Annotated in this window: 12 protein-coding genes; all 12 read right to left on the bottom strand. The window is 66.5% G+C overall.

The window, feature by feature from the left end:
* Positions 1–6 precede the first annotated feature (6 nt).
* A complete protein-coding gene (locus LDO29_RS06340) occupies positions 7–1,248 on the bottom strand; it encodes a cytochrome D1 domain-containing protein (RefSeq protein ID WP_224078926.1) in 1,242 nt (413 codons plus the stop codon).
* The gene (locus LDO29_RS06335) at positions 1,194–1,499 is read right to left on the bottom strand and encodes a c-type cytochrome (protein ID WP_224079127.1); all 306 of its coding nucleotides are present in this window, start codon (positions 1,497–1,499) and stop codon (positions 1,194–1,196) included. Before LDO29_RS06335 ends, LDO29_RS06340 begins: the two co-directional genes overlap by 55 nt.
* A gap of 17 nt (positions 1,500–1,516) precedes the next feature.
* On the bottom strand, positions 1,517–1,822 hold the full coding sequence (locus LDO29_RS06330) for a c-type cytochrome (protein ID WP_224078925.1): 306 nt from the start codon (positions 1,820–1,822) through the stop codon (positions 1,517–1,519).
* Positions 1,823–1,880: 58 nt separating this feature from the next.
* Positions 1,881–3,548: a nitrite reductase gene (locus LDO29_RS06325; protein WP_224078924.1), complete on the bottom strand. Its 1,668-nt coding sequence runs from the start codon at positions 3,546–3,548 to the stop codon at positions 1,881–1,883.
* A 213-nt stretch (positions 3,549–3,761) separates the two neighbouring features.
* A complete protein-coding gene (locus LDO29_RS06320; protein WP_224078923.1) occupies positions 3,762–4,145 on the bottom strand; it encodes a putative zinc-binding protein in 384 nt (127 codons plus the stop codon).
* Between the two features lie 24 nt (positions 4,146–4,169).
* Positions 4,170–4,721, bottom strand: a complete 552-nt coding sequence (gene mobB, locus LDO29_RS06315; RefSeq protein ID WP_224078922.1) for a molybdopterin-guanine dinucleotide biosynthesis protein B — start codon at positions 4,719–4,721, stop codon at positions 4,170–4,172.
* A 5-nt stretch (positions 4,722–4,726) separates the two neighbouring features.
* Positions 4,727–5,419: a carbonic anhydrase gene (locus LDO29_RS06310; RefSeq protein WP_224078921.1), complete on the bottom strand. Its 693-nt coding sequence runs from the start codon at positions 5,417–5,419 to the stop codon at positions 4,727–4,729.
* A 27-nt stretch (positions 5,420–5,446) separates the two neighbouring features.
* Positions 5,447–6,199: a peptidylprolyl isomerase gene (locus LDO29_RS06305; protein ID WP_224078920.1), complete on the bottom strand. Its 753-nt coding sequence runs from the start codon at positions 6,197–6,199 to the stop codon at positions 5,447–5,449.
* A 28-nt stretch (positions 6,200–6,227) separates the two neighbouring features.
* Positions 6,228–6,911 (bottom strand): respiratory nitrate reductase subunit gamma, encoded by a 684-nt coding sequence (gene narI / locus LDO29_RS06300; protein WP_224078919.1) that lies wholly within the window; start codon positions 6,909–6,911, stop codon positions 6,228–6,230.
* Positions 6,912–6,930: 19 nt separating this feature from the next.
* Positions 6,931–7,605, bottom strand: a complete 675-nt coding sequence (gene narJ / locus LDO29_RS06295) for a nitrate reductase molybdenum cofactor assembly chaperone (RefSeq protein WP_224078918.1) — start codon at positions 7,603–7,605, stop codon at positions 6,931–6,933.
* Positions 7,606–7,623: 18 nt separating this feature from the next.
* A complete protein-coding gene (gene narH, locus LDO29_RS06290; RefSeq protein WP_224078917.1) occupies positions 7,624–9,171 on the bottom strand; it encodes a nitrate reductase subunit beta in 1,548 nt (515 codons plus the stop codon).
* A gap of 2 nt (positions 9,172–9,173) precedes the next feature.
* A complete protein-coding gene (locus LDO29_RS06285; RefSeq protein WP_224078916.1) occupies positions 9,174–12,920 on the bottom strand; it encodes a nitrate reductase subunit alpha in 3,747 nt (1,248 codons plus the stop codon).
* Positions 12,921–12,958 lie beyond the last annotated feature (38 nt).

Raw genomic sequence — 12,958 nt, 5'->3', positions numbered from 1 at the left:
GGCGGGTTACATGCCGAAGCGCTGTGCGCGCACGGTGAAGAAGATGCCGCTCGGGTTGTCGGCCGGCAGCGTGGCCAGGCGCGAGAAGGTGGCGGTGTCGTAGACCTCCACGCGGTTGTCGTCACGGCACGAGAGCCACAGGGCTTCTCCCTTGGGCGTGAATTCCATGTGCAGCACGCCGCGGCATGGATGCATGGTGCGCACCACCTGCCGTGTCGCGGTGTCGATGACCTGCACGGTGTCGTTGTTCGGGAAGGCGAAGTTGACCCAGACCTGGCGGCCATCCGGGCGCGCCATGACGAAGACGGGCTGGCCGGCCAGCGCGACACGCGCGTTTTCGTTCCAGCCGCGCGCCGGGTCGGCGACGAGTACCTCGTGCCGCCCGATCGCCGGCAGCCATGCCATGCCCTGCGCCATGGCCCAGCCGCGCAGGTGCGGCATCTTGTAGACGGGCAGCGGCGCGGTGCCACGGCCATAGCCGGAGAGGATGCGCTGCGACGCGGGCGGCGATTGCCACAGGTCCACGAGCGCCAGTCCGTCCTCGCCGAACAGGCCGGCCAGGTACCAGCGGCCATCCGGCGTGACCAGGCCGTCGTACGGCTCGCGGCCCGCGCGCAGGCGCGTGACCTGCGGCTGGCGCGGGTCGTTGACGTCGATGATCCAGATCTCGCCCGACTCGAACAGGCTGGCTGCCAGCCGCTGGCCCGGCAGGTCGGCCAGGCCGACGACCTTCGACCGCTTGCCGTCTGCGCCGACGGCCGGGATATCCGCGAGCGGCTCCAGCGTCGCCGCATCGAACAGCCGGATGCCGCCCGGCGCATAGTTCTGCGCGGCGACTACGCGGCCGTCCTGCGTAATGGCGCCGCCGATGCTGTTGCCGGCCTGCATCAAGCGGTGTGTCACGCGTGCCTGCAACAGGTCCACACGCGACAGCCCGCCGTCGCGCCCGAAGATGTAAGCGAAGCGGCCGTCGCGCGAGAACACCACGCTGGCGTGCGACAGGTCGCCCAGGCCATCCACGGTCGCCAGCCGCGTCATGCCGGTGGTTTCCACGACCTGCATGCGGCCAGCGGCGCGTTCGATGACCACGCCGAGATCGCCGGTACCGCGCACCGGCGCGGCACAGCCCGCGAGCACGCCCGCAGTCAGCGCAAGCGGTGCGAGCCACTTCAGCGCCTGCCGTGCGGTGCGGGCTACCTGCCCGAAACGGCCGGTGCCTGTCCGGCCTGCAATCGATCGATCAGCCATAAGGCTTCGTCCTGCGTCATGAAGGGTTGCCAGGGCGGCATGGCGGTGCCGGGCCGGCCCTGCAGTACGGTGGCCACCAGGCCCTCGCGCGGCTTGCCCGCGAGCGCATCGGCGGTCAGCGGCGAGCCGAGCCCGCCCTGCAGCGTCATGCCGTGGCACGCGCCGCAGTCGTCGCGCAGCAGCCGCGCGAGTTCCGCCTGCCGCGCCGGCGCCGGCTCTGCCGCGACCACCGCCGTGGCGGCGAGCAGCATGCCGAGCGCGATGCCGGTTACAGCGTCAGCACCCATTTGGCGAGCGTGTCCGCTTCGGCGTCGGTGACACGGTTGGCCGGCATGGGGACGGGCCCCCACTTGCCGCTGCTGCCCTTGAGGATCGAACTGGCAAGCTGGGCGGCTGCGTCCTTGCTGCCCTTGTACTTCGCGGCGACGTCCTTGAAGGCTGGCCCGACGAGCTTCTTGTCGACGCTGTGGCAGGCCATGCAGGCCTTGCTGGCGGCGAGGTCGGGACTGGCATATGCCGCAGCAGGCAGCAGCGCACAAGCGGCTGCTGCGATGAGGATTCGGATGGATTGCATCTCTTGGCTCCGGTAGCGTGGCGGCGCGCAAGGCATGCCCTGCGCGCCGCACGCGCGATCAGTAGATGTCGTGCTGCGTGTTGTACGCGTTGAACTTGCCGGTAGGCGTGATCAGGCGCGGGTCCTTGATGACGGTCTTGAGCTTGCGCGTCTTGTCGTCGACCACCACCAGCGCCGACTCGCCGTCCTTGGTGCCCCATATGGAGAACCAGACTTCGTCGCCGGCCTTGTTGTATTCGGCCTGCACCACGCGCTTGGCGCCGTCGCCCTTCAGGTTGGCCCACTCGGCAACCGGCAGCACCTGGAAGCCCGCGTCGAGGTTGCGCGTATCGAACACGGCCACCGACTGGTTGAGCTTGGCGTCGGGGTTCAGCGGCGTATCGACCCACAGGTTGGACGACTTCGGGTGCGTCTTGATGAAGAGTGAACCACCACCCTGGCCCTTGACCGTCTGCACGACTTTCCATGCCTGCGCCTTGTGGCCCACGGGGTCGGTGCCAATCAGGCTGATGGTCTCGTCGCCGAGGTGGCTCGTGGCCCAGACCGGCCCGAACTTCGGATGCACGAAGTTGGCGCCGCGGCCCGGGTGAGGCGTCTTGCCCACGTCGATCAGCGCGGCGAGCTTGTCCTCTTTCGTGTCGACCACCGCGATCTTGTTCGACGCATTGGCAGCCACCAGGAAGTACCGCCCCGTCGCGTCGAAGCCACCGTCATGCAGGAACTTGGCGGAGTCGATCGTGGTGGTCTTGAGGTTGCCGAGGTCGGCGTAGTTGACCATCATGATCTTGCCGGTTTCCTTGGCGTTGATCACGAACTCGGGATGGAAGTGGCTTGCGACGATGGACGCCACGCGCGGCTCGGGGTGGTACTCGTTGTCCACCGTCATGCCGCGCGTCGACACGACCTTGAGCGGCTTGAGCGTGTCGCCTTCCATGATCACGTACTGCGGCGGCCAGTAGGAGCCCGCCACGGCGTACTTGTCCTCGTAGCCCTTGTACTTCGAGGTTTCCACCGAACGGGCTTCAAGGCCGATCTTCACCTCGGCGACGATGTCGGGCTTGGGCAGCCACAGGTCGATCAGGTCAAGGCGCGCATCGCGGCCGATCACGTACAGGTAGCGGCCCGAAGCGGACATGCGCGAGATGTGCACCGCGTAGCCCGTCTTCACGATGTTGATGATCTTTTTGCTGTCGCCGTCGATCAGCGCCACCTCGCCGGCATCGCGCAGCGTGACGGAGAACAGGTTGTCCAGGTTGTACTGGTTCATCTTGCGCGTGGGGCGCTTGGCCACGGGCACGATGTCCTTGCGGCTCTTCTCGATGTCCGCCAGGGAGAACTCCGGCGGCGTCGGCGGATCGAGCTGGATATAGCGGGCCATCAGGTCGACCTCGCTGTCGGACAGGTCGCCCGACGTGCCCCAGTTCGGCATGCCGGCGGGGCTGCCGTACTTGATGAAGGTCTTCAGGTATTCGCTGCCACGGGCCCGCGTGATGTCCGGCGTGAGCGGCTTGCCGGTTGCGCCCTTGCGCAGCACGCCGTGGCAGCCGGCGCAGCGCTCGAAGTAGATCTGCCGGGCATGGTCGAATTCAGCGGGTGTCAGGGTGGGTGCCGACGCTGTCGGCGGTGTGGCAGGCGCTGCTGCCGTTGTGTCCGCGCTGGCCTGGCTCAGCCAGAGGGAAAGCGGCAAGGCCGCAAGCGCAGTGAACCTCCAGGATTTCGCTTTCATAGTGCTGCTCTTCAGCGGTTGGGGAAAGCTGTTGTGCCGGCATTTGTCGTGCAGGTTGCTGCACCGGCTATCAGGGAGATCATCGTGAAGATTGCGTGGTGCCGGGTTGACTGCCGTCAACGAGGCGGACCGCTGCGGGAGATAGCCATACTGCCGTCGTGGTTGCTGTCGTGACTGTGGTCGCTATCGTTGCGTCGTGCAGCAACCTGTTCACTATTTCGCGGCAGAAATTTCCGCGAGCGCTTGCTGGACAATCTCCCACGTGGCGGCCTCTTCGGCTTCGGTGCAATCGCCATGCTGCCGCTTGGTTGCGCCAAGCCGGTTCAGTACGAGATGCCGGTCGGGCACGACATCAACGCCGGCAAGGCAAGCCTTCACGCACGCAAGCGGGCAGCCGTCCAAGGCGAGGATCGGCCGGCCGGAGCGCGCCACGCGTGTCAGCGCGGGCACGCCGCCCCCCACGCCGCTGATACAGGACATCTCCGCACGGCCGCTGCGGTCCAGGTGGATGGCGAAGGTATTGGCGAGCTGCGCGACACTGGAGCAACCCGAGCAGGCATAGACCAGCGGCAGGCTGGCCGGTGTGGAGTCGGACATGGTGAAGTCGGAAGGGTAGCGGCGTCAGGCGGTGGCGCTGGCAAGCTGCGCCGCCCGGCGCGGCTCCCGGCGGACGCCGCGGCTTGCGCGCAGCGCCAGGATGAACAGCACTACCGCCGTTGGATCATTCAGCGGCAGGCAAGGCAGCGTGGAATCCGCGCGAGCATCGGTGGCGAGCGCAATGATGGATGGATCGCGGGGATAGTAGGGCTCGCGGCCATGCGCGGGACGGAAGACCTCGATACGCGGTATCGCATCGCCGCGGAAGCCTTCCACCAGCGTCAGGTCGGCTGGCGACAGGCGCGCAAGCTGCTCCGCCAGCGTTGGTTCCTGCTCGCCATGCAGCTCGCGCACGATGGCATAGCGGTAAGGAGAAGCCACCATGACCTCGTTGGCGCCGGCCGCCCGAAAGCGCGCGCTGTCCTTGGTGGGTGGCTCCAGTTCGAGCGGGTGGTGGCTGTGCTTGACCACGTTGACGCTCAGGCCATGTGAACGGAACCAGGGCAGCATGGCGGTGATGAGCGTGGTCTTGCCGCTGCCCGATGAGCCGGCAATGCCGATGACGAATCCTTGCATGATCCTCAGTTCTTCGCGGATGAGTTTTCGCGCCCGAGCGGGCATACGAGTGGCAGGAAGCCGTCAGCCCGCTGCGAGTACGCGAGCAGGGCGCCGGCCTCCAGGTCAAAGTACCAGCCATGCAGCGTGAGCTGGCCGCGTTCCAGCTCGCGCCGCACGAAGGGAAATGTTTCGAGGTTGCGCAATGACACCAGGATGGCCGCCTGCTCGCACGCGCGCTGGCGTTGTGCGGCGCTGGCGCCAGCCAGGGTCTCGTCGACGTGCCTGCGCGCCGGGCTGGCAATACGCACCCACGGGCCGATGAAGTCCTTGCCGGCCGGCGCGTCGTCGTGCCCGGCATCGGCCGGCTGCGCCAGCAAGGCGCGGATGCCGCCGCATCCGGCATGGCCCATCACGATGATGCGTGCCACGCGCAGCTGTTCGACTGCAAACTGGATCGCAGCGGAGACCCCATGCAGGCTGCCTTCCTGGCTGCCCGTGCACGGCGGCACCAGGTTGCCGATATTGCGCACGGTGAACAGCTCGCCGGGGTCGCACCCAAGCAGCAGGGCCGGGTCGACGCGTGAATCGCTGCAGCCGATCAGCAGTGTCGGCGGACGTTGCCCGTCGCGCAGCGTGTCGAACAGCTCGGGCTTGTCCTCGAAGTAATACTGCTGGAAGCGTTCGAAGCCTTTCAGCAGCCGTTCGATCTCGTGCATGCCAGCGGGCTCCCGGGAATGGCGGCGCTACTGGACCAGCGGGCTGTCGGCGCCTTCGAGCTCGATGCCGGTAATGCTGGCCCGGCCGATCAGCAGGCTGGCGTACTGCTTCCACGCGCGGTCGCGCGCTGCGTCCGACAGCGCACGCGCGATGTCCGCGCGCACGACATCGAAAGGCAGGCGGGTGCCGTCGCAGCGGTCGAGCACGCGGACGATATGCAGCCCGAAGCGCGTCTCGACGAGTTGCGGCAGTACGCCTTGCACCTGCGTGGAGAAGACCGCACGCTCGAATTCCGGCGCGGTCTCGCCGCGGAACACGCGGCCAAGGCGGCCGCCGCCGGCGCCGCTCGGGCAGTTGGACAAGGCGCGCGCGTGGTCGGCAAAGGTCGACGGATCTCCCTTGATCAGCGCGAGGGTCTGTTGCGCGATCTCGCGCAGCGCGTCGAGCGGCACGCGCGGCGTGACCTGGAACAGGATGTGTTCGACCTCGACCCATTCGCCTTCGCGGAAGCGGTCGGGGCGGCTGTCGTAGTGGCGGCGGCAGCTGCTTTCGTCGGGGTCGGGCACCGGCGCTTCCTGCATGAGCAGGGCTTGCGCCAGGGCTTCGTCGTCCATGTCGCCGCGGGCGATGCCGAGGCGCTCGGCCTCGGTGCGCATCAGGCGGCGCAGGATGGCGGATACCGTCGCCATCTGCGCGGGGTTGCGCGCGTCGCGGTGGTGGTCCATTTCGCGTTCGATATCGTCGTCGGTGAGCTCTACGCCATTGACGGTGACGGGCATGGTGTTCTCCGGTTTCGATGCGCGCGGCTCAGCGGCTGCGCACAAGTTGCCAGGCGCGGCCGATGTAGCCCACCGAGGCGAAGCCGCTCCACACGTGGACCAGCCGCGTGAACGGGAAGATCACGAACAGCGACATTCCCATGAACAGGTGCGCCTTGAACAGCAGCGGGGCATCGGCCACGAAGCTCGCGGCATCGCCGCGCAGCGTGACGATGTGCTGCGCCCACGTCATCAGCAGCACCATCATGTGGCCGTCCATATGGCCGGCGGATTCGAAGATGGTGGACAGCCCGAGCAGCAGGGTGGCGAGCAGCCACAGCAGCAGCACCTTGTCGCCGGTGCGGGTCACGGCCGAGACGCGTGCGTTGGTCAGGCGGCGGTGCAGCAGGATCAGCAGGCCGGCCAGGCACATGCTGCCCATCACGCCGCCGGCGGTCATCGCCACGGCCTGCTTGAGGCCGTGCGACACACCCAGCGTGTCCCATACCGCCACCGGCGTGAGCAGACCGACCAGGTGGCCGAAGAACAAGCCCAGGACGCCGACGTGGAACAGGATGTTGCCGGTGCGCAGGTTGCCGCGGTATAGCACCTGGGAGCTGTCGGTCTTCCAGGTGTATTGTTCGCGCTCGAAGCGGGCCAGGCTGCCGAACAGGAAGATGGCCAGCGCGATATACGGGTAGATGCCGAAGAGGAATTGATGGATCAGGTTCATGGTCGTCACCTTGGCGTTCTCAGCAGACGGATGCCACCGGCGCGCGCTGCGCGGTGCCACGCGGGTAGAACTTCACGGCGTGTGCGCCGGTAGCGGGCCCGAGCAGCGGCTCGACGCCGTCCGCGCCGGGGCCGAAGGTTTCCAGCGCTTCGTCCATGTCGCGTACAGGCGGCTCCTGCTGGGGTTCGGGCTGCACGTCGGTCAGCGTGCGCAGCACCGAGAAGATGCCGGCATACGGGCTCTCGTTGCGCGCGAGCCGGTCGCCGACGGCGGCCAGCACATGGATGGCATCGCCAAGCAGCTGCTCGGCGCGTGCGTCCTTGTCGTCGGCGACGAGCGCGCCCAGGTATTCGAGGAACAGGGGCACGTAATCAGGCAGCTCGGCCGCCGTCGGCTCGAAGCCGTCGCGCCGGTATTCCTCGATCAGGTCGACCATGGCCTGGCCGCGGTCGCGGCTTTCGCCGTGGACGTGCTCGAACAGGTGCAGCGAATGCGCCGGGTTGCGGTCGAACGTGGCGACGTAGTTTTCCTGCAGCGCGATCAGTGTTTCGTCGCGCAGCAGGTGCATCAGCGGCGCGAGCATGACGCGCGCCTGCGGCCATTCGGCCAGGGCCGTGTCGATCTCGGGCAGGCTTTCGAGCAGGGCCTCGTCCGGGTAGCAGAGCAGGGCACTGAGGACTGGGTAGAGGGGCATTGGGGTTCTCCTGTCTGGTCAGCCGGCAAATGCCTTGCGCGAACGCGGCAGGGCGGCGTAGGCAATGGCCGGCTTCGGCTTCTTGCCGAACAGCGTGCCTTCGGACGTGCCGCCGGAGCAGCCATTGCCGAAGGTGAAGCCGCAGCTGGCCTTGTCGCTGAAGCTGTCCTCGACCATTTCCTTATGCGACGACGGGATGACGAAGCGGTCTTCATAGTTGGCGATGGCCATGGTCTGGTACATGTCTTCCACTTGCGCCGGCGTCAGCCCGACCTGCTCCAGCACGGCCAGGTCCTGCATGCCGTCCACGACCTGTGAGCGCTTGTACGCGCGCATTGCCAGCATGCGGTCGAGCGCGGAGAGCACCGGCATCACGTCGCCCGCGGTCAGCAGGTTGGCCAGGTACTTCACGGGGATGCGCAGGCTCTTCACGTCGGGGATCACGCCGTTCATGCCCATGTGGCCCGCCTCGGCGGCGGACTGGATCGGCGACAGCGGCGGGATGTACCAGACCATCGGCAGCGTGCGGTACTCGGGGTGCAGCGGGAAGGCGACCTTCCATTCGCACGCCATCTTGTAGACCGGCGACTTGCGCGCGGCATCGAGCCAGCTCTGTGGAATGCCCTGGCGGCGTGCCTCGGCCTGCACGGCCGGGTCGTGCGGGTCCAGGAACACGTCGAGCTGCGACTGGTACAGGTCGCGCTCGTCGGCTACCGATGCCGCCGCCTCGATGCGGTCGGCGTCATAGAGCATCACGCCCAGATAGCGGATGCGGCCGACGCAGGTTTCCGAGCACACCGTGGGCTGGCCGGCCTCGATGCGCGGATAGCAGAACAGGCACTTCTCCGCCTTGCCGCTCTGCCAGTTGAAGTAGATCTTCTTGTACGGGCAGCCCGAGATGCACATGCGCCAGCCGCGGCACTTGTCCTGGTCGACCAGCACGATGCCGTCGTCCTCGCGCTTGTAGATCGAGCCGGACGGGCACGACGCCACGCAGGCCGGGTTCAGGCAGTGCTCGCACAGGCGCGGCAGGTACATCATGAAGGTGTTCTCGAAGGTCGAGTACATCTCCTTCTGCACGTCGTCGAACAGCTTGTCGCGGCCACGCGAGCTGAATTCGCCGCCGAGGTCGTCTTCCCAGTTCGGACCCCATTCGATCTTTTCCATCTTGCGGCCGGTCAGCACGGACACCGGACGCGCGGTCGGCGGGGTCTGCACGAGCGGCGCCTTCTGCAGGTGTTCGTAGTCGTAGGTGAACGGCTCGTAGTAGTCGTCGATTTGCGGCAGGTTCGGGTTGGCGAACAGGTTCGCCAGGATCTTCAGCTTGCCGCCCTGGCGCGGTTCCAGGCTGCCGTCGGCATTGCGCTTCCAGCCGCCTTGCCACTTGTCCTGGTTCTCCCATTCCTTGGGGTAGCCGATGCCGGGCTTGGTTTCGACATTGTTGAACCAGGCGTATTCGATGCCATCACGGCTGGTCCACACGTTCTTGCAGGTGACGGAGCAGGTATGGCAGCCGATGCACTTGTCGAGGTTCAGCACCATGGCCACCTGGGCGCGGATCTTCATTCTCAGGCTCCTTCCTTCTCACTCAAATTCGCAGTCTTTTCCACGAGCGGCCCTTCCAGCCAGTCGACCTTTTTCATCTTGCGCAGGATCACGAACTCGTCGCGGTTGCTGCCCACGGTGCCGTAGTAGTTGAAGCCGTAGGCCAGCTGCGCGTAGCCGCCGATCATGTGCGTGGGCTTGGTCACCGCACGCGTGACCGAGTTATGGATGCCGCCGCGCATGCGGCTGGTCTCGGCACCCGGCACGTTCACGATCTTTTCCTGGGCGTGGTACATCAGGCACATACCCTGCGGAACGCGCTGCGACACCACCACGCGGGCGGTCAGCGTGCCGTTGACGTTGAACACTTCCACCCAGTCGTTGTCGCGGATGCCGTTGGCCTTGGCCTCGACCTCCGAGATCCACACGTGCGGCCCGCCGCGCGACAGCGTCAGCATGCGCAGGTTGTCCGAGTACGTGGAGTGGATGCCCCACTTCTGGTGCGGCGTGATCCAGTTCAGCACCAGCTCGGGGTTGCCGTTCGGCTTCTTGCCGAGCATCGGGCTGACCGTCTTGGTGTCGATGGCCGGCTTGTACACGCATGAGCCTTCGCCGAAGTCCAGCATCCAGCGGTGGTCCTGCCAGAACTGCTGGCGGCCGGTGAGCGTGCGCCATGGAATCAGCTCGTGCACGTTGGTGTAGCCGGCGTTGTAGCTGACTTCTTCCGACTCCAGCCCCGACCACGTCGGCGCGGAGATGATCTTGCGTGGCTGCGCCTGCACGTCGCGGAAGCGGATCTTGTCGTGCTCGCGGCCTTCGGCCAGGTGCGTGTGGTCGCGGCCGGTGATCTTCGACAGCGCGTCCCAGGCCTTCACGGCGACATGGCCGTTGGTCTCGGGCGCGAAGGTCAGGATCATCTCTGCGGCGTCGATCGCGGTTTCGAGCTTCGGCCGGCCGTGGCTCACGCCATGCTCGGTCACGGTCTTGCTCAGGTTGCCGATTTCCTTGACCTCGTGCTTCGTGTCCCAGTTGATGCCCTTGCCGCCGTTACCCATCTTGTCCAGCAGCGGGCCGATCGAGGTGAACTTCTTGTAGATGTCGGCGTAGTTGCGCTCGACCACCGTCATCGACGGCGCGGTCTTGCCGGGGATCAGGTCGCACTCGCCGTGCTTCCAGTCCTTCGGCTCGAACGGCTGGCCGAGTTCGCCCGGGGTGTCATGCAGCAGCGGCGTGCAGACGAGATCCTTGCGCGTGCCGAGGTACGGGCCGGCGATCTCGCTGAACTTCTTCGCGATGGCCTTGTAGATCTCCCAGTCGGTCTTGCTTTCCCACAGCGGCTGCACGGCTTCGGACAGCGGGTGGATGAACGGGTGCATGTCGGACGTGTTGAGGTCGTCCTTCTCGTACCAGGTCGCGGTAGGCAGCACGATGTCGCCGTACAGGCAGGTGGTGCTCATGCGGAAATCGAGCACCGTCAGCAGATCGAGCTTGCCTTCGGCGGCCGGGCGCACCTTCACTTCGCTCGGCTTGATCGCGTCGTCCTCGTCGCCGAACACGGCGTTCTGCGTGCCGAGCAGGTACTTCAGGAAGTATTCGTGGCCCTTGCCCGAGCTGCCCAGGATGTTCGAGCGCCATACGAACATATTGCGCGGGAAGTTGGCGGGGTTGTCGGGGTCGTCGCAGGCGAACTCCAGGTTTCCGGACTTCAGCTGCTCCACCGTGTACGCGACGGGATCCTTGCCGGCGCGCTCGGCCGCATCGACCACGTCGAGCGGGTTCGAGCCGAGCTGCGGTGCCGACGGCAGCCAGCCCATGCGTTCGGACTTGGCGTTCAGGTCCAGCAGGGACATCTTGCCGTACTTGTTCCTGTCGGCGGTCGGCGACAGGATCTCGTCGACGCCAAGCTTCTCGTGGCGCCACTGGCTGGTGTGGTTGTAGAAGAACGAGGTGCCGTTCATATGGCGCGGCGGGCGCGACCAGTCGAGCCCGAAGGCGAGCGGTGCCCAGCCGAACTGCGGGCGCAGCTTTTCCTGGCCGACGTAGTGGGCCCAGCCGCCGCCGCTCTTGCCGATGCAGCCGCACATCATCAGCAGGTTGATGATGCCGCGGTAGATCATGTCGTTGTGGTACCAGTGGTTCAGCGCCGCGCCGACGATGACCATGCTCTTGCCCTGCGTGCGGTCAGCGTTGTCGGCGAACTCGCGCGCCACCTGGATGACGAGCTTCCGCGGCACCGAGGTGTGCTTCTCCTGCCAGGCGGGCGTGTAGGGCACGTCGTCGTCATAGGACGCGGCCACGTTCGGGCCTCCCAGGCCCTGGTCGACACCATAGTTGGCAAGCTGCAGGTCATACACCGTGGCGACCAGCGCGGTGGTGCCGTCGGCCAGCGTCACGCGGCGGGCCGGCACGCGGCGGCGCAGCAGCGCGTCATGCTCGCCCCCGAAGTAGGCGAAGCCGACTTCGGCCACTTCATCGTGGCTGCCCAGCAGCGACAGGCGCGGATCGATATTGCGGCCACTGCCGCCGTCCTTCATCTCCAGGTTCCAGCGGCCGACCTTCTCGCCGCCGTTGTGAGCGGCCTCGCCCCAGCGGAAGCCGATGGAGCCGTTGGGCGCGACGATGTCGCCGGTCGTGTCGTCGACCAGCAGGGTCTTCCAGTCCGGATGATTGGCTTCGCCGAGGTTGTCGGCAAGGTGCGAGGCGCGCAGGAAGTGGTCGGGCACCAGCGTGCCGCCGTTGTCGCGCAGCAGCACCAGCATCGGCATGTCGGTGTACTGCTTGATGTAGTCGCGGAAGTAGGCGGACTTGCGGCTGACGTGGAATTCCTTGAGCACGACGTGGCCCATGGCCATGGCCAGCGCGGCATCGGTGCCTTGCTTCGGGGCCAGCCAGATGTCGCCGAACTTGACCATTTCGCCGAAGTCCGAAGACACCGCCACAGTCTTGGTGCCCTTGTAGCGCACCTCGGTGTAGAAGTGGGCGTCCGGCGTGCGCGTCTGAGGCACGTTGGAGCCCCACACCATCAGGTAGGTGGAGTTGTACCAGTCGGCGGACTCGGGCACGTCGGTCTGCTCGCCCCACACCTGTGGGCTGGCCGGCGGCAGGTCGCAGTACCAGTCGTAGAACGACAGGCAGGCACCGCCGAGCAGGCTCAGGTAGCGCGCGCCGGCGGCGTAGGACACCATCGACATCGCGGGAATCGGCGAGAAGCCAACCACGCGGTCCGGGCCGAACTTCTTGACGGTAAAGGCGTTGGCGGCCGCGATCATCTCCGTCGCGGTGTTCCAGTCGGCGCGCACGAAGCCGCCCTGGCCGCGCACGCTCTTGTAGTGCTTCGCCTTTTCGGGGTCCTGGCTGATCGATTCCCACGCGGCGATCGGGTCCATGGTCTTGCGGGCCTCGCGCCACATTTCCATCAGGCGGCCGCGGATCATCGGGTACTTCACACGCTGGGCCGAGTAGACGTACCAGCTGTACGAGGCGCCGCGCGGGCAGCCGCGCGGCTCATGGTTGGGCAGGTCTGGGCGAGTGCGCGGGTAGTCGGTCTGCTGGGTTTCCCAGGTGATCAGGCCGTTCTTCACATACACCTTCCACGAGCACGAGCCCGTGCAGTTCACGCCGTGTGTGGAGCGCACGATCTTGTCGTGCTGCCAGCGGCTGCGGTAGCCGTCTTCCCACTTGCGGTCTTCGTTCACCACCGCGCCGTGCCCGTCCGAGTACGTGGACTTGACGCGCGACATGAACTTCAGTCGATCCAGAAAGTGACTCATCTTTTGTTCTCCGCGAATGCTTGCTGCTGGCGGCATGC

Source organism: Cupriavidus laharis (assembly GCF_914271435.1).
Classification (GTDB): Bacteria; Pseudomonadota; Gammaproteobacteria; order Burkholderiales; family Burkholderiaceae; genus Cupriavidus; species Cupriavidus laharis.
This window is presented reverse-complemented; position numbering and strand designations above follow the sequence as displayed.

What these genes read in the sequence shown, in the direction of transcription:
- LDO29_RS06340 (WP_224078926.1), bottom strand. Translation starts at nt 1,248, where the DNA reads ATGGCTGATCGATCGATTGCAGGCCGGACAGGCACCGGCCGTTTCGGG.
- LDO29_RS06335 (WP_224079127.1), bottom strand. Translation starts at nt 1,499, where the DNA reads ATGCTGCTCGCCGCCACGGCGGTGGTCGCGGCAGAGCCGGCGCCGGCG.
- LDO29_RS06330 (WP_224078925.1), bottom strand. Translation starts at nt 1,822, where the DNA reads ATGCAATCCATCCGAATCCTCATCGCAGCAGCCGCTTGTGCGCTGCTG.
- LDO29_RS06325 (WP_224078924.1), bottom strand. Translation starts at nt 3,548, where the DNA reads ATGAAAGCGAAATCCTGGAGGTTCACTGCGCTTGCGGCCTTGCCGCTT.
- LDO29_RS06320 (WP_224078923.1), bottom strand. Translation starts at nt 4,145, where the DNA reads ATGTCCGACTCCACACCGGCCAGCCTGCCGCTGGTCTATGCCTGCTCG.
- mobB (WP_224078922.1), bottom strand. Translation starts at nt 4,721, where the DNA reads ATGCAAGGATTCGTCATCGGCATTGCCGGCTCATCGGGCAGCGGCAAG.
- LDO29_RS06310 (WP_224078921.1), bottom strand. Translation starts at nt 5,419, where the DNA reads ATGCACGAGATCGAACGGCTGCTGAAAGGCTTCGAACGCTTCCAGCAG.
- LDO29_RS06305 (WP_224078920.1), bottom strand. Translation starts at nt 6,199, where the DNA reads ATGCCCGTCACCGTCAATGGCGTAGAGCTCACCGACGACGATATCGAA.
- narI (WP_224078919.1), bottom strand. Translation starts at nt 6,911, where the DNA reads ATGAACCTGATCCATCAATTCCTCTTCGGCATCTACCCGTATATCGCG.
- narJ (WP_224078918.1), bottom strand. Translation starts at nt 7,605, where the DNA reads ATGCCCCTCTACCCAGTCCTCAGTGCCCTGCTCTGCTACCCGGACGAG.
- narH (WP_224078917.1), bottom strand. Translation starts at nt 9,171, where the DNA reads ATGAAGATCCGCGCCCAGGTGGCCATGGTGCTGAACCTCGACAAGTGC.
- LDO29_RS06285 (WP_224078916.1), bottom strand. Translation starts at nt 12,920, where the DNA reads ATGAGTCACTTTCTGGATCGACTGAAGTTCATGTCGCGCGTCAAGTCC.